The sequence below is a fragment of the Pseudarthrobacter sp. NPDC058196 genome (assembly GCF_042882685.1).
Taxonomy (GTDB): Bacteria; Actinomycetota; Actinomycetes; order Actinomycetales; family Micrococcaceae; genus Arthrobacter.
On the sequence record NZ_JBHVVN010000014.1, the window covers coordinates 33,726 to 52,427 of the forward strand.

Here is an 18,702-nt window from a genome sequence, read left to right on the forward strand (position 1 = left end):
GGGGGGTGGGGGGGGGGTGGGGGTTTGTTTGGGGTGGTTGTGGCTGGTCGCGGGGGCACAACCTTTCCCCCCCCGGCCCGCCCCCCGCGCCCCCCCCCCCCCGCCCCCCCGCTTCCCTGTGGTGATGGTTAGGCCTGGACGATGTTGTGCTCGGGACCGAACGGGAACTTGGTGATGTTCTCCACCGTGTTGTCCTCGCCGATCACCAGGATGTCGTGCTCGCGGTAGCCGCCCGCTCCGGGCTGGCCGTCCGCCACGGTGATCATGGGCTCCATGGAGACCACCATGCCGGGCTCCAGGACGGTGTCGATGTCCTCGCGCAGTTCCAGGCCGGCTTCGCGGCCGTAGTAGTGGCTGAGGACGCCGAAGGAGTGGCCGTAGCCGAAGGTGCGGTTGGCCAGCAGTCCGTGGCTGATGTAGATCTCGTTGAGTTCGGCGGCGATGTCCTTGCAGACGGCGCCGGGCTTGATGAGTTCCAGGCCGCGCTTGTGCACCTCCACGTTGATGTTCCACAGCTCCAGGGACCGCTCGTCCGGCTGGCCCAGGAAGAGGGTGCGTTCCAGGGCCGTGTAGTAGCCGGAGGTCATGGGGAAGCAGTTCAGGGAGAGGATGTCGCCCTGCTGCAGCTTCCGGGTGGTGGCCCAGTTGTGCGCGCCGTCGGTGTTGATGCCGGACTGGAACCACACCCAGGTGTCGCGGACCTCGCGGTCCGGGAAGGTCCGGGCGATCTCGTGCACCATGGCTTCGGTGCCGATCAGGGCGACCTCGTACTCGGTGATGCCCTCGCGGATCGCCTTGCGGATGGCCTCGCCGCCGAGGTCGCCGATGCGGGCACCGTGTTTGATGACCTCGATTTCCTCGGCGGACTTGATCATGCGCTGGCGCATGGCGTCCTGGGAGACGTCCAGGAGCGTGGCGCCGGGGAACGCTGCGGCGATCTTCTCCCGGGTCAGGCCCGGGAGGAAGTCGTCCTCGACGCCGAGCCGGCTGGCCTTGACGCCACGCTGGCGCAGGGCCTCCTGCAGTCCGAAGTAGAAGTTGTCCCGCCGCCAGTCGGTGTAGACGATGTTCTCGCCGTAGGAGGTGCGCCACGGCATGCCGGCGTCGATGTTCGCGGTCACGGTGACAGAGTCCTCTGCGGTGACCACCAAGGCGTAGTTGCGGCCGAACGTGGTGTAGAGGAAGTCGGAGTAGTACTTGATGCCGTGGTAGCTGGTCAGGATGACCGCGTCCAGGCTCTTGGCGGCCATGATCTGGCGCAGGCCGCCCAGGCGCCGCTCGAACTCCGCGTCGGAGAACGTGAGCTTGCCCTTGGTGCCGTTGTGCAGGACCTTGAGGCGCTCCAGCTCGGCGATGGATGAGGCGGTATCGGTGGTGATGGTCACAGGTGTGCCTTTCGATATTGCGGCAGGTATTGGCCGCACGTGGGTTGGGTGGGAAGGAAGAAAGGTCCGGGGCCTCTGCGGGATCAGAGGTGCTTGAGCGGCTTGCGCGAGGTTTCGGCGGCGAACAGGACGGCCGCGAGGGACACGGCGGACGCGGCCACGAGGTACCAGCCCGGGGCAAGCTTGCTCTGGGTCATGCCGATCAGCAGGGTGGCCATGAACGGCGCGGTCCCGCCGAAGAGCGCGTTGGAGAGGTTGAAGCTGACGGCGAAGCCGCTGTACCGGACCTTGGTGGGGAACAGTTCGGCCAGGAAGCTGGGCAAGGTGCCGTCATTGAGGGTGAGCATGCCGCCCAGCAGGATCTGGACCAGGACGATCACCAGGAAGTTGCCGGTGTCCAGCAGCATGAACGCCGGGACGGTCAGGAGCATGAACAGCACCGAGGCGGTGATCAGCATCCGCTTGCGGCCGAACCGGTCCGAGGCCATGCCGGTCAGGAAGATGAAACCGATGTAGCTGGCCAGGGCGATGGTGGTGGCCAGGAACGATTCGGTGGGGCCGAAGCCCAGTTCCTCGGACAGGTAGGTGGGCATGTAGCTGAGGATGACGTAGAAGCCGACGGCGTTGAGCAGCACCGCCCCGCAGGCGATGAGGAGCTGCTTCCGGTAGGTCCGGAACATGTCCAGCGCCGGCGCCTTGGGAGCGGATTCTTCCTGCTCCGCCAGGGCGCGGAAGGCGGGAGTGTCCTCCAGCTTGGTGCGGATGTAGCGGCCGATCAGTCCCATCGGGGCGGCGAGGAGGAACGGGAGCCGCCAGCCCCAGTCGTGCAGCTGCCCGGTGCTGAGCACCGAGCTGAGCAGTGCCGCGATCAGCGAGCCCAGGAGGAGGCCCGCGGCCGTGCTGGCGGGCACGACGGCGGCGTAGAGTCCGCGGCGGTTGGCCGGCGCGTATTCCACCAGGAAGGCCGATGCCCCGGCGTACTCGCCCGCCGCCGAGAAGCCCTGGACGACACGGACCAGCAGGAGCAGGGCCGGGGCCAGCATGCCGATGGTTCCGTAGCCGGGTATGAGGGCGATGCAGAAGGTGGAGACGGACATGATGACGATCGAGAGGGACAGTGCCTTGCGCCTGCCCAGCTTGTCGCCGATGTGGCCCCAGAAGAAGCCGCCCAGGGGCCTGACGAAGAAGGAAATCGCGAACACCGCGAAAGTGGCCAGCAGCGCAGTCTGGCGGTCTGCCTCGGGGAAGAAGACGGATGAAATGACGGCTGCGAGGTAGCCGTACACGGCGTAGTCGAACCATTCGACGAAGTTGCCGATGAAGCTGGCCGTGACCACCCGGCGTCGAACATCCTTGCTCACCACGGCGCTGCCGGCGCCTTTGCCTGCCGTGACGGGGCCGTTGGCGTCAGCGGCAACGGCCCCGCTGGAGTGTGAATTGGTACTCATGGAACCACCATCAAAAGTATGAGTTGCATTCCTTGCAACGTGGTTGTTTCAACATAGGGGGTGACGAGCAACACAGTCAAGACTTTTCTGCGGCTTTAATCTGGGATTCATCCAGCCCGAGGAGTGTCAGCCGCACCTTCGCACCATCGCTGCGCAGGTCAGGCGCTGGTTGCAATCACAGCAACGCGGTTGTGGCACGCGTGAAATGTAGGCATTAACGCAGCAATGGCCGCCAAGCGAAGGCTTGGCGGCCATTGAAAGGGTTGGATGCCCTAGCGTGCCGGGACGGGCTCGGCAGCAACGACGGGATGGTCCCGATGCAGTTTTCCGAAGGCGGAGGCACCCTGCGGCGAGCCCAGTTCGTGGAAGAACTCCACGTTGGCGCGGACGTAGTCTGCCCATTCGTCCGGCACATCGTCCGAGTAGTAGATGGCCTCCACCGGGCAGACCGGATCGCACGCACCGCAGTCCACGCATTCGGACGGATGGATATAGAGTGACCGGTCGCCCTCGTAGATGCAGTCCACGGGGCATTCCTGGATGCACGCCTTGTCCTTGACGTCCACGCACGGCTGCGCGATCACGTACGCCATGGGACTACACGCCCGTGTAGACGGTTTTGCCCCAGGTGAAGAACTCCAGGGCGGACCTGCCCTGCTCGCGGAACGTGTTCGTGGAGGAATCCTTGACGCCGCCGAACGGCACGTTCAGGTCCAGGCCCGCGGTGGGCCGGTTGACCTTGATGACCCCGGCCTGGGCCCTGGCGGCAAAGTCGGTTGCCAGCGCCAGGGAGTCGGTGCAGATGCCGGCAGTGAGGCCGTAGCGGGAATCGTTGATCGCGGCGAGGCCTGCCTCGTAGTCGGGGACCTCAAGGACGGCAACCACCGGGCCGAAGATCTCCTCCGTCACCGCTGGATCGTCGAAGTCCAGGCCGGTGAGCACGGCGGCGGGGAAAAACAGCGCGTCGGAGGAATCGCCGTCGTACTTTCCGTGCAGGAGCGTGGCGCCGCGCTCAACGGCGCCACGCACCGCCGCCTGGTCCTGCTCGAACTGCTGCGGGCTCACCACGGCCCCCATGGCGGATTCCAGGCCGTCTCCGGGGGTGTACTTTGCCGCCTCTGCCACCAAGGCGTCGAGGAATGCGGCCCGGATGCCGGGGGTGACGTACACCCTCGACGTTGCGGTGCAGGCCTGGCCGGTGAGGCCGAACGCGCCGGCAGCCACCACCTGTGCGGCTTTGGCTGGGTCTGCGTCGTCCAGGACCAGGACACCGTTCTTGCCGCCCATCTCCAGCTGGACGCGGGCACGCCGGCCGTTCAGGATCTCCTGCAGTCCCAGGCCCACGTTGGTTGACCCGGTGAAGGACATCCCGGCGATCCGCGGGTCGCGGGCTAGCGCATCACCCACCACCCGGCCTTTGCCGTGCACCAGGTTGAACACGCCCGCCGGCAGTCCTGCGTCCTGCAGGGCACGGGCCAGGTGGGTGGCGGACAGCGGGGTGAGTTCGGCGGGCTTGATCACCACGGCATTGCCGCTGATCAGTGCAGGCGCCGTCTTCCAGGCCGGAATGGCGATGGGAAAGTTCCAGGGGGTGATCAAGCCAACCACGCCCAGCGGCTCGCGCCGGGTGGTGATGGTGGTGTCCGGCAGTCCGCTGGGCAGCACCTCTCCGGTGGCGGCCCAGCCCAGGGAGCCGAAGAAGCGCAGCACGTCCGAAGCACGCTTCACCTCGCCCTTGGCTTCGGCCAGGGTCTTGCCCTCCTCCCGGACCAGGTCCTCCGCGATCGCCGACTGCCGTTCGATCAGCAGGTTGCCTGCAGTAATCAGGATGGCCCCACGGGAGGGCGCCGGCAGGGCCGCCCAGGCGGGCTGCGCTGCCGCGGCCGCGGTGATGGCGGCATCGACATCCGCCGCGTTGCCGCTGGGCGACAGGGCAGCCAGTTCATCCGGGCGTGCGGGATTGGTGCGGCGGGTATTCGCGGTTCCCAGCCATTGCCCGTTGATGAGGTGCTGGGCGGTTTTGCTGCGATCCAATGCGGTGGTGTTGGGGTCCAGGGCGGTGGAGGTCATGGCATTCCTTTGGAAGTTGGGGCTAGAGGCTGCGGATCAGGCCGCCGTCGCACCGCAGCGCCACTCCGGTGACGTACGACGCCGGGGCGCTGCAGAGGAAGGCTGCGGCCGCACCGAATTCGGCGGGCTCGCCGTAGCGGCGGGCGGGGATGGTTTTGCGGGATTCCACCCGGATGTCCTCCAGCGTGGTGCCGCGGCGCTTTGCGGCTGCCTGGTCCAGTTCGGTGACGCGGTCCGTGGCGATCCTGCCGGGCAGGAGCAGGTTCACGGTGACCCCGTCCAAGGCCACCTCGGCGGCGAGCGTTTTGAGGTAGCCGGCAAGGGCTGCGCGGCCGGTATTGGAGACGGCCAGGTTGGGCAGCGGTGCTGCGACGCCGCTGGAGCCGATGGCAAGGATCCGTCCCCACCGCCGTTCCCGCATGGCGGGCAGGGTGCGGGAGACCAGGGCGTGGTGCGGCTTGACCAGGAGGTCGAACGCCGCGGCGATGTCCTCGCTGCCCAGGGTCGCGGCGGCTCCGGGCCGGGGGCCGGGGCCGTTCAGGACCAGGATGTCGATTGGTCCCAGGCCGGCCTCGGCCTGCGCCGCCGCGGTGTCAACGCCCTCGGCGCCGGTGAGGTCAGCCTCGACGGCGATGGCAGCGAAGCCCGGCAGGCCGCCGAACGCCTCCTGCAGTTCGTCCACGATCTCCTTGGCACGGACGCCGCGGCGGCCCACAATGGCCACCCTGGCGCCTTCCGCGGCGAGGGCGCGGGCGACGGCGAGTCCCAGGCCGCCCGTGGAGGCGGCCACCAGCGCCGTCTTGCCGGCGATTCCCAGGTCCATCAGTTCCTCCCCGCAGGGGCGGGCGCCCGGTTCAGGTCCAGGGCGATGGCGGCTTCGCGGAGATGGACCTCCATGGGGTGCCGCAGGTTTTCGGGAAAGCCGGCGGCCGGGGCACGGACGCCCGGGTCCTTGATCCAGCCCCGCTCGCGGAGGCATTCCTTGCGGATGGCCAGGGCCACCTTGGCCTGCTGCTCGAAGTTGATCAGCGGCAGGTAGGGCAGCAGTTGCCCGGCGGCCGCCGCATACCCTTCCTCCCGCCAGGCGCGGACGCAGGCGATCAGCGCCTCGGGGTAGGAGAACCCGGTCATGGCACCGGCAGCGCCTGCCAGGAGCTCGTCCAGCAGTCCCTGGCCGCCGAGTCCGCCGAATACCGAGACCCCGGTGCCGGCGTGAAGTTCGGCGATGGCCACGCTGGTGGGCGGCGCCTCAGCCTTGATGGCGATGACGCAGGGGCTTGCCGTGACCACGGTGACCAGGGCGGCGGTGGAGATGGCGACGCCGCTGGCCAGCGGGTAGTCCTGCAGCACCACCTTGGCTCCGGTGGCGCGGTGGATGGCGTCCAGGTGGGCGCTGACCACCTCGGGCTTCGCCGAGTTGGCCTGCACCATCACCGCGGCCAGCCGCTGCCCGGCAACCTCCTGGGCGGCGCGGATTTCCTCAATGGCCGGCCGGGTGGCCAGGGCTGTTACACCCACCACCAGGGGCAGGTCCGTGCATTCGACGGCGATTTCGAGGACCTGGCGGCGTTCCTCCGGGGTCAGCGCGGCGGCCTCCCCGAAGACACCCAGGACGGTCAGGCCCGTGGCGCCGATGGTTTCGTAACGTTCCACGAGGTCCGAGAGGCTGTCCAGGTCCAGGTCCAGCGTGCTGCCCTGGAACGGTGTGGCTACAACGCCCCACACGCCCGGCGTCAATGACTCCCGCATCGGCTTCTCCCTTGGTTTGTTGTTCATCTGAGGGCTTTCCCTACTTGCCGGGCCAGGCCGGTTTCCGCTTTTCCTGGAAGGCGCGGACGCCCTCGGCGGAGTCTTCGCTATCCAGGGCTGCCATCAGGGCCGGCAGCCGCAGGCCGCGGGCCTCCGTGGCGGTGAGGTGCCCGGTCTGCGTGACCATCTGCTTCACGGCGCGGACCGAGGTGGGGGCGCAGGCCAGGATCTGGTCCACCCAGCGCTGCACGGCGGCGTCGAGCTCTCCTGCCGGGACCACCTCGTTGACCAGGCCCATGGCGTGCATCTCTGCGGCGTCAGCCTTCCGGCCGGTGAGCAGCATGCCCATCGCCTGGGTATAGGGCACGCGGCGTACCAGCTGGTGGATGCCGCCGTCGAGCGCCAAACGCCCCACCCGCGGTTCCGTCAGCCCGAACTTGGCGTTCTCCGACGCCACCACGATGTCCGCCCCCAGCACGATCTCCATGCCGCCGCCCAGTGCGTAGCCGTTCACCTTGGCAATCACGGGGATATGCAGCGTGGTCCGCAGGCTCAGGCCGCCGAACCCGTTCGGGTCCAGGCCCGCCCAGTATTCGAGGCCGGTCTTGTCCACGGCGGCCGCGGACATGTCCGCCCCCACGCAGAAGGCGCGGGTGCCGGCGCCGGTGATGACCACGGCGCGCACGTCCGGATCAGCCTCCAGCTGGTCCCAGATTTCGTTGAGCCGGGCCTGCGCGGTGCCGTCCACAGCGTTGAGCACGTGCTGCCGGTCGATCACCACCGTGGCCACCTGGTTCTCGATGGCCAGGGTGACCTGGTCCACCGGAGCGGAAGTTTCCGCCGGTGCCTGGGGGTCCGCTGCAACCGCTGTCACCGGAGCACCCCGAGTTCCTGCAGCCGCTTGATGGTGGCCTCGTCGAAGCCGTTCTCCAGCAGCACCTCCACGTTGTGTTCACCCAGGCGCGGTGCCACCCGGCGGACGGTGGGCGGGGTGGCGGAGAGCCGGATGGGCGCGTTGAGCATGCGCACGGTGCCCACGCCGGGGTGTTCGGCCTCCACGATCATGCCGTTGGCCTCGGTTTGGGCGTCGGCCAAGGCCTGCTCCAGGGTGTGGACAGGGGCGTTCAGCAGCCCCTGGTCCTCCAGCCGGCCGGTCCAGTACTCGGTGGTGTTGGTGGCGATGCGCTCCCGGAAGATAGCCTGCAGCGCCGGCTTGTGCTTGAACTGCTGCTCCAGGTTGGCGAACTCGGGCCGCTGCGTGAGGTCCTCGTCCAGCCCGAGGGCCTCGGAGATGCGGGCCAGCGGGTCCGGGGTGAAGCCGCCCACCATGCACACGGCCCCGTCGGTGGTTTCAAAGACGCCGCTCAGGGGCATGGCGCCCCAGTTGACCTCGTAGCCGCGGTTGAGCTGCATGCACGCTTCCTGCATCTGCAGGTGCAGCATGGAGTCGTACATGGTCACCTCCACCTTTTGGCCTGTTCCGGTGGTTTCCCGGGTGCGCAGCGCCAGCAGGATGCCCTGCATCAGGTGCATGCCGGTGATGTAGTCGCAAAGCGTGGTGGGATAGATGGCCGGTTTCTGGTCGTCCGATTCGCGCCGCCACATCACCCCGGAGTAAGCCTGGGCGATCGCGTCCTGGCCGCCCTTGTGCGAGTACGGTCCCACGGGCCCGAACCCGGTTCCGGAGGCCCAAATGATTCCTGGGTTGTCCGCCTTGAGCTCCTCGTAGCCAAAGCCCATCCGCTCCATCACACCGGAGCGGAAGTTGCTGACCACCACGTCCGCGTCCGCCATGATGGCGTGCAGGACATTGCGGCCCTCCTCCGTACGGGTGTCGATGGAGACGCTCCGCTTGTTCCGGTTGATGGAGAGGAAGATCGGGTTGTCCTGGCCGTCCTTGTCCGGGAAGGAGTTCCGTGAGATGTCTCCTGCACCCGGGCGTTCCACCTTGATGATGTCGGCGCCGTAGTCGCCCAGCAACTGGGTGCAGGAAGGGCCCATGAACACCTGCGTGAAGTCCACGATCTTGATGCCGTCCAGCGGAAGCGGGGTGGTGGTGCGTTCAGCCGCGGCGGCGGGTGCCGTCGTCGTACGTTCTGCCGTTGCCATGCTCATGCCGGCACCGCCGCGTCGGCATCGATGGTGGCGTTCGACGACGGGACGTCGCCGGGGTCCGCGCCGTGCCGGCGCATGCCCTGCTGGATCTCCGCTGCCGCGACGTCGCGGACCAGCACGCCGGACTGGACGGCGAGCGCTGCTGCGACGCCGACGGCCTGGCCCATGGCCATGCACGGCGGGATTTCGCGGGACATCTTCTGCGCCTCGGGGGTGGCGGAGTAGTGGCGGCCGGCCACCAGCAGCTGGTCCACTTCCTTGGGCAGCAGCGAGCGGTAGGGGTAGTAGTAGTCCCGGCCGCGGGCCACGCTGTCCTGGAAGTGCCGGCGCTGCGTGACGTCATCCTTGGTCATGACGTATTCGCCCTGCAGCAGGCGGGTCTGCCGGACGCCCATCTGGGAGGCGACGTCCAGCATGTAGCACTTTTCGAAACCGGGGAGGTTGGCGCGGACGTAGTCCACGGCTTCGGAGATCTTGTCCCGGGCGGCGAATTCCGCGGCGGTCATGTCTGCCGGGTCCACGCCGTCGTAGCCGGTCATGTGCGGGGCGTTGCACCAGACCACGCCGTCGATGGGGGTCTTGAGCCACCACAGTTCCCAGGCGCCGCCGAGGAGGCGCTTGATCTTGCGGTTGATGGCGCGGGCTTCCTTGGGGTTGGCCTGTTCGAAGGCCTCCGCGGCCGCGGTGTCCACGTTGCCCAGCCGGAACACCAGGGTGGTGAGGTAGTTGTCCTTGGCGTAGGCGGCGCCGGCGCGGGAGGCGACGTCGATGTCTCCGGTGGTGTCGATGACCACGTCCGCCGTGAAGGCCTGCGGGCCAAGCTTGGTTTCGCAGATGACGCCCTTGATCACGCCGTTGTCCACGATGGGGCGGGAGAACCAGGAGTGCAGCCGCAGGTCCACGCCGGCTTCGCGGACCAGGTCGTTGGAGACGCGCTTCCAGCCGTCGGGATCGAAGGCTGCGGCGTAGCAGATGGGCTTGGGGGTGGTGTGGGAGTGGAAGTCGAAGGTACCGTAGCGGCCCCACTTGTTCCAGAGTTCCTCCGAGGTGCGGCGGTCCTCGGCCGGCGGAACGATGGCCAGGCCCAGCTTCTGCAGCCGCTGCACGTACTCGGAGACGATCCCGGTGACGGTGATGTCCTGGCCGTTGATCATGTCGTCCAGCACCAGCACCATGCCGCCGGAGGCCAGGCCGCCCAGGGAGGAGTAGCGCTCCAGGAGGGTGACCTTGGCGCCGGAGCGGGCTGCGGTGACGGCGGCTGCGACGCCGGCGGGGCCACCGCCTACCACCAGGACGTCGGAACGGGAGATCACCGGGGCGGTGAGGTCCGCGGTGGTGGTGCTCAGTTCCAGGGACCCGGTTTTGGGCGCGGCAAAGGTAGGTGGGTTGTTCATGGGGAAGTCCTTACTTTCCGACGAAGATGCCGTTGGAGCGGCGGGCGGCGAGGTAGAAAACGATGCTGAGGACGGAGAGGACTGCCACGTAGACCGGGAAGACCCAGGTGAGGTTGAGGGACTGCAGCCATACCAGCAGGTAGGAGGCCGTACCGCCGAAGATTGCGACGCCGATGCCGTATCCGAGTGCCACGCCGGTGCCACGGATGTTCTTGGGCATCAGGGACGAGCTGACCACGTTGTAGAGGGTCATGTTCAGGACCAGCACGATCGAGCCGCCCAGCAGGACTGCCGCGAACCCGCCGATGCCGGGCTGTACGTACAGGAGCATCAGGAACACGGACGGGATGGCCAGGACGCGGGTCACCAGGAACCACCGTGACATGGACCGGCCGTCGGCGAACTTGCCAATGAGCCAGCTGCCCACCACCAGGATGGCGCCCAGAATGGTGGTGATCGCGAAGACGGCGGTGGGATCTTCCTTGAAGCCACTGCGTGCCGCGCTGGGCAGGCCCACGTTCCAGGCGTAGTTGTAGGCCTGGGCAGCGCCCACCACGAACACGATGGCCAGGACGGAGAGCCAGTGCTTGCCGACTCCGGACCACACGGACTTTGCCGTGGTGGAGGCCATTTCCTCGGCCTTCAGGGTTTCAGGCAGGGAACGGCGGAGGTAGAGCACCACGAAGCCGAACACGGCGCCGATGATGAACGGGACGCGCCAGCCCCACTCCCCCATGGCCGCGCCGCCGATTACCAGGCTGCAGACGAAGCTGACCAGGGATGCGAGCAGGATGCCGATATTGACGTAGAAGGACATGATGCCGGCCACGTAGCCTTCGCGGCCCTCCGGGGCGAGTTCCACCGCGTGGGACGTGGAGAGTGGGGCTTCGATGCCGGTGGAGATGCCCTGCAGGACGCGGCAGGCCACCAGGATGATGCCGGACCAGGCGCCGATGGTGGCGTAGCTGGGGGTGACAGCGATGACCAGGGTGGTGCCGGCCATCAGCATGATGGACAGCAGCATCACGCGGCGGCGGCCGATGCGGTCCGCGAGGGTGCCCAGCAGGATACCGCCCAGCGGCCGGAAGGCGAATCCGACGGCGAACACGGCCAGTGCGTTCAGGGTGGCTGAGAGCGGCTCGTCGTTGGGGAAGAAGTTGGGGCCGATGAAGGCGGACAGGAGGCCGAAGACCATCCAGTCGTACCATTCCAGGGCGTTGCCCAGGCCAAGGCCCAGGAGGCCCCGGCGGACCTCGGGGGTGAATTTTTCGCGGTTGCGGGGGGAGGACGTGGTGGGACGGGGTGACGGGACGGCGTTGTCCGTCGCTTGGATGTCGAGCATGGAAGTGTCCTTACGCTGGCGCCGCGGACGGCGCAGGAGGGTATGACGCAGCGGCGCCTGTTGGAGGAGGCGAATGCTGCGAAGGTGGCAAGGATTGTCCGGGGCCACGTGTGGGTTCCGGGCAGTCAGGGGTGGACGTTGGCGCCGGCGGGGACCGGGACGCCTACCACTTGTGTGGTGCGTTCACCCAGATGGCTACGCATACCTCTTCGTAGCTGTTCTTGTACCAGTGCGGGGTCTCTGCCGGGTAGGTGATGGAGTCGCCCTCTTCGAGGCTGTAGCAGACGCCGTCCAAGTAGACGTCCTTCCGGCCCGAAATGATGTAGCAGAACTCTTCCCCGCTGTGGGTAAAGGGTGTTGCGCTGGTGTCGTGCCCTGGGGGCGTACTGATCCATTGCGCTTCGATGGTGCCGTCGCGGTCCGGAGTGAGCAGTTCATGGACTGCTTCGCCGACGGATTCGCGGGTGACGTTTTTCAGGTTGCGCCGTGCCGACCTGCGCACGACGGGGGATTTGGATTGTTCCTGGCCAATGAAGAACCTTCCCACGGGAATGTCCAGTCCATGCGCCAGCTGGGCAAGGGTTGTGAAGGACGGGTTGGCCATGCCGCGTTCGATCTGGCTGACGATCGCCTGGCTGAGCCCGGTAATGTCCGAGAGCTTGGCGAGGGTCATGCCCTTCTCCTTGCGCATTGCCCGCACCTTGTTTCCAACCGTGGCCAGCAGTTCGCTGGTGGCTGGAGGTGCGGTGGTGCTACTCTCGGTGGTCATCGATTGTCTTTCACTGGGTGAGCTAACTCACATAACTATAGTGAAGATATCTGCCCAGTCAACGCTTATTCTTAATTATGTTGAATATTGGCCCTAGGCTCTGCCTGAAACGGGCCTAAAGGCACAGGTGAAAGCGCCTGCACGGATCCATACTCGTGCCATGGAGGACGCAGCACTTAAAGACGCAGCACGAAGACCGGACCGGATCCTCCTCGCGCTAATGGGCGTGGTGGCCTTGCTGGTGGTGGTTGCCCTGGCGGTGGTGTTCACCCGCGGTGAGCCGGCCCCGCTGGACCAGGTCAGCCCCGCCGGAGTGGTCCAGCGGTACAGCAAGGCAGTGATCGACGGCGACACTCCCACCGCGCAGACATTCCTGACGGACGGCGCCCGGAGCAGGTGCTACGGCTCCTATTCCGGCGAACCCCGCCCGTCCCGCATCGTGTTGATTTCGACGACGGAGCGCACCGATTCAGCCACCGTGCGGGTCTCGATCGTCCAGTCCCCCCAACGCGGCCCGTTCGGTCCGTCCGAGTATGAGATGGAGGACGCCTTCTCGCTCCTGAAGGTGAATGGACAATGGATGATCGACCAGGTGCCGTATCCCCTGACGGCCTGCACGGCAGTTCCGGTGAAGCCGTGAGCGCCCCGGCGGGAACTGTTGCCCCCGCCCCGGCCGGCGGCCTGGCCACCCTCCGCCGGCTGATCATGTACGGCCTGCTTTTTGCCTTGGTGGTCATTGCCGCCTCGGGCTTGGGCGGGCTGCTCGAGCGGCTGTTCCGGACCGCGTCCACGCTGGTTTCGGGTGATGTGGCCGCGCTGGCCCTCTCCCTCGCCTTCACCCTGATCGGCGGCCCGCTAGCGCTGCTGCTGTGGTGGCTCGTGTGGCGGCGCCTGGACGACGAAGCCGAGCGCACCGCCGCGGGCTGGGGCTTCTACCTGACCGGGATGTACGCCGTGTCGCTCATCATCGCCACCACCTCCCTGCTGGACCTCGCCTCCTCCTTCATCGGTTCGCAGGACAGCCAGTGGCCGTCCCCGCTGGCCAACGGACTGGTCTGGGCCGCCATCTGGGTGTGGCACCGCTGGATGTGGAAGCACCCCCGCAAGCCGTCGTCCCACCTCGAGGACGTGCGGGCCGTCGTCGGCTCTGTGTTTGGCCTGCTGCTTGGCGCCGGCGCGGCGATTGCGGCGTTGAGCGCCCTGCTGGACATCGCTATCCGCGGTTTCACGGCAGCAGCGTCCTTTGAGCCCTGGTGGTTCGACGTCCTGCGGTCAGTGCTGTGGGCGGCCGGCGGAGCACTGGTGTGGTGGTGGCACTGGTTCCACGAGGGCGGCCGGCGTTTCCGGACCGGCCTGGTGGACGTTGCCATCATCGCCGTCGGCATCTTCGTTGCCGGCATCACCGCCCTGGGTGGCCTGGGCGTGGCCGTGTTCGTCCTGCTGCGGCTTGCCTTTGACCGGACCGATCCCCTGACAGCCCTGCTGGAGCCGCTGGCCCCGGCCATCGCGGCTGCCGTTATCGGAGCCGTGATCTGGCGCTACCACCGCACCGCCTCCGTCCGGCGTTCCACCCGGACCCGGCGTGCCAGCCTCCTGGTGACATCCGCCGTTGCCCTGGCGGCAGCAGCCTCCGGGGTGGGAGTGGTGGTCAACGCCCTGCTGGCAGCCGCCGTCTCCCCGCTGGCGGGCGGCGCAACCCGCACCCTGCTCCTTGGCGGCATCAGCTCGTTGGCAGTAGGCGGGCCGGTTTGGTGGCTGGCCTGGAAGCCGAGGCACCAGCCGCGGGCGGCGGACCAGATCCCGCCCGGGCGGCGGGTCTACCTGGTGGCGTTCTTCGGTGTCAGTGCCGTCGTTGCCCTGATCACGCTGCTGGTGATCGGCTACCGGCTCTTTGAGTTGCTGCTCAGTGACGTGACGGGCGGGAGCGTCCTGGACCGGATCCGCGCACCCCTGGGCCTCCTGGTGGCGGCCGGGCTCGTGGCGGGCTACCACTTTGCGTTGTGGCGGCATGATCGGACGCTGCTCGCCGCCGCCGCCCCGGCGCGCAAGCGGGTGATCGAGCACATCACCCTGGTCAGCGGCTACCCGGCGGGCGCAGTGGACCCCGAGGCACTGGCCCGCGGGATCGCTGCCGCCGCCGGGGGCGCCAGGGTGACCACCTGGCTGCGGACGGACGACGGCGGTCCCGGCCCAACGCCGTCGTCCGCCCTTCCGCCCTCCCTGGAGGAGCTCACGGCAGAGGCGGCGGCAGCGCTGGACAGCGTGGCGGCCCGGCACGTCCTGGTGCTGGCCGGCCCCGGCGGAAAGATGGAAATCATCCCGCTCGCGGCCCCGGGCGGCGCAGTGGTTGTTGGTGGCGAGGCGTCCAGCCGGGTCCTACGGCCCTAGCCCCACCCGGCGCCGCAAGCCTACGTTGGTTCCGGCAGGGCAGCCGGGCAATGGCTGTTCGCGGAATGAGGACGGGTGGCGCGATGCCGGCAGGAACCAGCCGCCGTTGGCTCGGCCCCCTAATGGCGGTCCTGCTGACCTTGGCAGCCTGTTCATCAGGGGGAAGCATAACCCCGGGCAGCAGCCGGCCGCCGGACAGCCCGCAACCTTCGCCGGCGCTGTCCACGGGTACCGGCACCGGCCCCGGCACGGAATCGCCGGAATCGCCCTCACGGCCCTTCACGGATGCCGAACTCGCTGCCATCATCAATGGCGTGGGCCAAGCCCGTAACCTGCCAATTCCCGCAGCCCAGGATTCAACCCGCCTGCGCAGTGGCGCATCCGGCGGATCGTTTCCGCCGACGAGCATGGCAGCGACGCCCGGCGAATGCCTCGCATTCGTTCCCCAGGATCCATTCACCCGGTGGGCGGACAAGGCCGTCAATTTTGCTGACGGTGCCATGCCGCCGGCGGGTGGCCAGTCCGGCCCCACAAGTACCATCATGGTGGTGCTGAGGAGCGCGGAAAAGGACGCCATCGCCACGGCTGATTTCGGCTACCAGGACGATCTGGCCTCCCGTTGCGGCCAGTTCGACCTGGCGTATACCGAGTCGGGCCGGACCTCCACGTACGCTGTCCAACTGCTGGCCGCTCCCTTGGTGGGGGAAAAGCGGCACGCCTTCATGCAGGTCACCAAGCCCAAGGGGCCCGGAGACTTCGGGTCAGTGGGGTTGCGCGTCCTGAATGGGACCTTGTCCATCACTCTTAGCCTTGCCGTCGCGAACCTCAGCTCGGAGACTGACGCCAAGCCCGCCCTTGATGCCATGGCAGGCCTGGCAAAGGAACTCCTGGACCGGGCGTTGACGAGCACGCCGTCAATGGCGGCACCGCCGCCAAATTCCCTAACGCCGGACCAGCTGGTTGCCCTCTTCAAAGGCGTCAGCGGCCCCGATGGAGAGCCCGTGCGCCTGCCCCAGGCGACGGTCCTGGGCGCATCCCCCGGCTTTACGCCCCGGGCCACGTCCCGGACACCCGGTTCCCCTTGCACCATCAGTGACGAGTCCTACGCAGCGTCGCTGGCTGGTTCCGTTTACGGACAAGGCCAAATACAGGGGGCCGGCAAGCTCGATTACACGGACTTCACGGTCATCAGCATGCCCTCGACACAGGCACCCCCGTTTCCGTTCGACACCCGCACCGAGCAGCTCCGGGGATGCACCAGCGTCCAGGAAGGCCTGCCTGGGAGTGGCACCCGGGCGTGGTCTTCGGTCTCCCCGCTGAACCTCGGCATCGCCGCAGATTCGAGCTACGCGCTTGCCTATCAGCTCTCCGACGGCACCGGCGAATGGCACGTCCGGGCCGGCGCGCGCAGGGGCACCCTGTCGATCGAGGCGGCCAGCAGGACCACCTCGCAGCCCGCAACACAGTCCAAAGCGGATGCCCTTGCCGCCTTCTTCGAGACCGTTTTCGCGCGTGCCGGGCGCTAAGTTTCGGATACCTCCAACCCCGGGCCTGCCCGCGATCCTCAAGATTTGCGCAGTTTATCCGGCTGGTTGATTAACCCCCTTCCCATGCCATTCGGGGGCTCCTAATGTGGGCACACAGGCCTGTCGAGGGGGACGCGTGAAAAGCTCAGTCGAAGATCTTCAAGGCACCACAACCCAGGACGCCCCACGGGTTTCCACCCCTGAGGTCAACGCTGAGGGTACCGTCCCCGAGTGGTCATCCGACTGCCTCCTCACGCTGCACAGCCAGGTGCGGTTCACCCGCGCCGACTGGCCCTGAGCTGCCTGCGCAATCCCGCCGTTCCCGCTACCCCAGGAACGTCCGGTGGACCTCACTGCCGTAGCGGCCGATGATGCTGCGCTTGGCCTTCCGGAAGGCGTCAAGGTCACCGGCGTGGCCGTTCTGCTCCACCCGGCGCCGTGCCAGTTCCTCAGAGATCACGTCGAGGAACAACTCGGCCAGCAACAGCCGGGCGGAGTCACGGAACCGGCCGCGGCCATCGACGTACAGTTGCACGGTGGGTGCGGCGGTGTTGATGATGACCTTGCGCTCCGCCTCGCTGTAAACGGCCCGGTCCGTGCTGTTGTGGAGGTTGCGGAAGTCGTAGCCGGTGAAGAGGTCAACGCCATGGTCCCGGCCGGGACGGTGGGCCTGGTGGTGCGCGCCCGGCGGGGTGCCGGCACCAGGGACGGCAGGATGCGGCGGCTGGTCCGCGCTTCGACGTGAGGCGTGTTCGGCGATGACGATTTCGCTGAGCGCCCAGTAGTCCCCGGCCCGCACGGTGATTTCCCCTTGGTCGCCGGGACGGTCCCCGGTAACCATCCATTCAAGCCGGGTCGTGTCCCGCACACCGGAAACGGGCGTGGACACCGGAAACGGGGCCATCCGGATCGACGCCGGCAGGTCCACATCGAATTCCAAGGTCCCGCCGGCGGGGAGCTGGCTGGGATCCAGCAGCAGGGCCACATGGAACGGATGCCCCGGCGGCCGGTAGTAGAACGGCGTGGTGAACCGCAGCGCCGCGGACGCTGCCTCCTCCGTTGCCGGGCTTCCGTCGTCGTGACGCACGGGTGCGGTGTCCAGGCCAAGGTCCAGGACCGCTGCGGCGCTCATGTGCTGCAGCAGGTGTTCGATCATCTCGGCAGTGCGTCCGGAGGTGGTGGCGCGTTCCAGGTGGGTGAGTTTTTCCTTCTCTGCCTGCACGGCACCGGCGATCATCCGGCTCACGGCGGCGGAGAACGCGGCAACGAACGGATCTTTGGGGTTCAGCCCCTCGCGTTCGTCGCTGATGATTGCTTTGCCCCTGCCCAGCATTTCAGTCAGCGCCGGGCACCTGACCGTGCCGAAAAGGTACTCCGTGCCCACCTGGTTTTCGTAGTCGAACATCTGGCAGTCCAGGACGGCCATACCGGATTCCACCACCAGGCCGGCGGTACGCTCGTCGCCCTTCATGGCCAGTTCAACGCCGTTGGCCCGCTTGAGCGTGACGGTGAAGGCATAGTCGACGCCGTCAACGGTGAAGGTTCCGGGACGGTCGGGTCCAATCAGGGTGGTGGCCGGGGGTTCTTCGAAGCGGATGGCATCCCTGCTGTAACCGTCGGTGCCCGCGGTCCCGCGCACCAGCTCCACGTCGCGGCGGGCCAGCACGTCGCGCAGGTAGATGTTGTCCGCGAGCAGCTGCAGCAGGGTCGCCTGCTGCGTGATCGTGGCTCGGGGATTGTCGACGACGATGGTCACCTTGGTGCCGTTCCGTGCGTCGGCGGGGATCCCGCCGTCGTCCATTCCCAGCCGGGCGTAATCCGCCGGGAAGACCTGGCGGTCGGCGCCGTCGTCGTCGTAGAGGTAGCCGCCGTTCTCGCCCCGGAAGACGTCGATGCGGGTGAACCTGCCGCCCTGGATGGTTTCGATCCAGCCGTGGCCCAGGCCGAAGATGGCCTGTTTGAGTCCGCGTCCGAAGTACCCGCGGCCGGCGCCCTCGCCGCGGGCCAGGGGGCTGTGTGCGCCGCCGTAGCTGAGGATCCTGCCCGCCTGATCGAAGGACATTCCCTCCGCCTGGTCGCTGACTATCAGGACCGCGCCGGCGTGGTGGCGCTCATAGCCCACCACGATCCTGCCGGTGACCCGGCCGCCGGCCTTTTCCAGGCGCGCGTAGCTGTCATCGCTGTTGGTGATCAGCTCCACCAGTGCCTTCTCCACCGAGGCGAACCGCCGGGAGTCGATTCCGATCACGCGCTGGTCCACCTGGATTTCCGCGACGGCCATGCTGGATACCCCGCTCACAACTGAAGCTGCTGGTGGCTGTTGGCCGGCCTGAAGGCTCATCGAGGGGCCAACTACGTGGAGCGTAGCAGGTATGCGCCGATCTCAGGAGACCTCGGCGAGCAGCCCGTCAATCCGCGCCAGCAGGCCTGGGAGGGGTAACCACCGATGCCCAAGGGATTCCGCAGACGTACGCCACCGCCCCGGGGGATACCGAGCAGCAAATTTCATTCCGGTT

At 67.5% G+C, this 18,702-nt stretch carries 16 protein-coding genes; 4 read left to right on the forward strand and 12 right to left on the reverse strand.

Translation table 11 applies throughout. The features are described 5' to 3' along the window. Positions 1–128 precede the first annotated feature (128 nt). The 11 genes from ACFVVC_RS18810 to ACFVVC_RS18860 all read right to left on the reverse strand — a co-directional run bounded on the left by ACFVVC_RS18810 (position 129) and on the right by ACFVVC_RS18860 (position 12,272). On the reverse strand, positions 129–1,385 hold the full coding sequence (locus tag ACFVVC_RS18810; protein ID WP_387456722.1) for an aminopeptidase P family protein: 1,257 nt from the start codon (positions 1,383–1,385) through the stop codon (positions 129–131). A gap of 83 nt (positions 1,386–1,468) precedes the next feature. After that, positions 1,469–2,833: an MFS transporter gene (locus ACFVVC_RS18815; RefSeq protein WP_387456725.1), complete on the reverse strand. Its 1,365-nt coding sequence runs from the start codon at positions 2,831–2,833 to the stop codon at positions 1,469–1,471. Positions 2,834–3,105: 272 nt separating this feature from the next. Beyond that, positions 3,106–3,426 carry a ferredoxin gene (fdxA, locus tag ACFVVC_RS18820; RefSeq protein ID WP_387456728.1) on the reverse strand — a complete coding sequence of 107 codons (321 nt, stop codon included), beginning with the start codon at positions 3,424–3,426 and terminating at the stop codon, positions 3,106–3,108. A 4-nt stretch (positions 3,427–3,430) separates the two neighbouring features. After that, a complete protein-coding gene (locus ACFVVC_RS18825) occupies positions 3,431–4,903 on the reverse strand; it encodes an aldehyde dehydrogenase family protein (RefSeq protein WP_387456730.1) in 1,473 nt (490 codons plus the stop codon). 22 nt (positions 4,904–4,925) lie between these two features. After that, positions 4,926–5,726 (reverse strand): SDR family oxidoreductase, encoded by an 801-nt coding sequence (locus ACFVVC_RS18830; protein ID WP_387456733.1) that lies wholly within the window; start codon positions 5,724–5,726, stop codon positions 4,926–4,928. Continuing rightward, positions 5,726–6,679, reverse strand: coding sequence for a dihydrodipicolinate synthase family protein (locus tag ACFVVC_RS18835; protein ID WP_387456736.1), 954 nt, complete (start codon positions 6,677–6,679; stop codon positions 5,726–5,728). Before ACFVVC_RS18835 ends, ACFVVC_RS18830 begins: the two co-directional genes overlap by 1 nt. Positions 6,680–6,692: 13 nt before the next feature. After that, positions 6,693–7,526, reverse strand: coding sequence for an enoyl-CoA hydratase-related protein (locus ACFVVC_RS18840; RefSeq protein ID WP_387456739.1), 834 nt, complete (start codon positions 7,524–7,526; stop codon positions 6,693–6,695). Beyond that, the gene (locus tag ACFVVC_RS18845; protein ID WP_387456742.1) at positions 7,523–8,767 is read right to left on the reverse strand and encodes a CaiB/BaiF CoA transferase family protein; all 1,245 of its coding nucleotides are present in this window, start codon (positions 8,765–8,767) and stop codon (positions 7,523–7,525) included. Before ACFVVC_RS18845 ends, ACFVVC_RS18840 begins: the two co-directional genes overlap by 4 nt. After that, positions 8,764–10,161 carry an FAD-dependent oxidoreductase gene (locus ACFVVC_RS18850; RefSeq protein ID WP_387456745.1) on the reverse strand — a complete coding sequence of 466 codons (1,398 nt, stop codon included), beginning with the start codon at positions 10,159–10,161 and terminating at the stop codon, positions 8,764–8,766. Before ACFVVC_RS18850 ends, ACFVVC_RS18845 begins: the two co-directional genes overlap by 4 nt. A 10-nt stretch (positions 10,162–10,171) precedes the next feature. Beyond that, positions 10,172–11,503: an MFS transporter gene (locus ACFVVC_RS18855; RefSeq protein WP_387456748.1), complete on the reverse strand. Its 1,332-nt coding sequence runs from the start codon at positions 11,501–11,503 to the stop codon at positions 10,172–10,174. Positions 11,504–11,666: 163 nt separating this feature from the next. Then, a complete protein-coding gene (locus tag ACFVVC_RS18860; protein ID WP_018760963.1) occupies positions 11,667–12,272 on the reverse strand; it encodes a helix-turn-helix domain-containing protein in 606 nt (201 codons plus the stop codon). A 160-nt stretch (positions 12,273–12,432) separates the two neighbouring features. Between ACFVVC_RS18860 and ACFVVC_RS18865 the strand changes: the two genes are divergently transcribed. The 4 genes from ACFVVC_RS18865 (at position 12,433) to ACFVVC_RS18880 (ending at position 16,484) form a co-directional block, all read left to right on the forward strand. After that, positions 12,433–12,912: a hypothetical protein gene (locus ACFVVC_RS18865; RefSeq protein WP_387456752.1), complete on the forward strand. Its 480-nt coding sequence runs from the start codon at positions 12,433–12,435 to the stop codon at positions 12,910–12,912. Beyond that, a complete protein-coding gene (locus ACFVVC_RS18870; protein ID WP_387456755.1) occupies positions 12,849–14,660 on the forward strand; it encodes a DUF5671 domain-containing protein in 1,812 nt (603 codons plus the stop codon). The genes ACFVVC_RS18865 and ACFVVC_RS18870 overlap by 64 nt, the downstream gene beginning before the upstream one ends. Before the next feature lie 83 nt (positions 14,661–14,743). Next, positions 14,744–16,186 (forward strand): hypothetical protein, encoded by a 1,443-nt coding sequence (locus tag ACFVVC_RS18875; RefSeq protein ID WP_387456758.1) that lies wholly within the window; start codon positions 14,744–14,746, stop codon positions 16,184–16,186. A 136-nt stretch (positions 16,187–16,322) separates the two neighbouring features. After that, a complete protein-coding gene (locus tag ACFVVC_RS18880; protein WP_387456761.1) occupies positions 16,323–16,484 on the forward strand; it encodes a hypothetical protein in 162 nt (53 codons plus the stop codon). 27 nt (positions 16,485–16,511) lie between these two features. On the opposite strand, the gene ACFVVC_RS18885 is transcribed toward ACFVVC_RS18880, so the two are convergent. Further along, positions 16,512–18,485 carry an ATP-binding protein gene (locus tag ACFVVC_RS18885; RefSeq protein WP_387456764.1) on the reverse strand — a complete coding sequence of 658 codons (1,974 nt, stop codon included), beginning with the start codon at positions 18,483–18,485 and terminating at the stop codon, positions 16,512–16,514. Positions 18,486–18,702 lie beyond the last annotated feature (217 nt).

Coding starts and splice junctions, on each gene's coding strand:
- fdxA (WP_387456728.1), bottom strand. CDS start 3,426: ATGGCGTACGTGATCGCGCAGCCGTGCGTGGACGTCAAGGACAAGGCG.
- ACFVVC_RS18835 (WP_387456736.1), bottom strand. CDS start 6,679: ATGAACAACAAACCAAGGGAGAAGCCGATGCGGGAGTCATTGACGCCG.
- ACFVVC_RS18815 (WP_387456725.1), bottom strand. CDS start 2,833: ATGAGTACCAATTCACACTCCAGCGGGGCCGTTGCCGCTGACGCCAAC.
- ACFVVC_RS18870 (WP_387456755.1), top strand. CDS start 12,849: ATGGATGATCGACCAGGTGCCGTATCCCCTGACGGCCTGCACGGCAGT.
- ACFVVC_RS18825 (WP_387456730.1), bottom strand. CDS start 4,903: ATGACCTCCACCGCCCTGGACCCCAACACCACCGCATTGGATCGCAGC.
- ACFVVC_RS18865 (WP_387456752.1), top strand. CDS start 12,433: ATGGAGGACGCAGCACTTAAAGACGCAGCACGAAGACCGGACCGGATC.
- ACFVVC_RS18845 (WP_387456742.1), bottom strand. CDS start 8,767: ATGAGCATGGCAACGGCAGAACGTACGACGACGGCACCCGCCGCCGCG.
- ACFVVC_RS18855 (WP_387456748.1), bottom strand. CDS start 11,503: ATGCTCGACATCCAAGCGACGGACAACGCCGTCCCGTCACCCCGTCCC.
- ACFVVC_RS18830 (WP_387456733.1), bottom strand. CDS start 5,726: ATGGACCTGGGAATCGCCGGCAAGACGGCGCTGGTGGCCGCCTCCACG.
- ACFVVC_RS18875 (WP_387456758.1), top strand. CDS start 14,744: ATGCCGGCAGGAACCAGCCGCCGTTGGCTCGGCCCCCTAATGGCGGTC.
- ACFVVC_RS18860 (WP_018760963.1), bottom strand. CDS start 12,272: ATGACCACCGAGAGTAGCACCACCGCACCTCCAGCCACCAGCGAACTG.
- ACFVVC_RS18850 (WP_387456745.1), bottom strand. CDS start 10,161: ATGAACAACCCACCTACCTTTGCCGCGCCCAAAACCGGGTCCCTGGAA.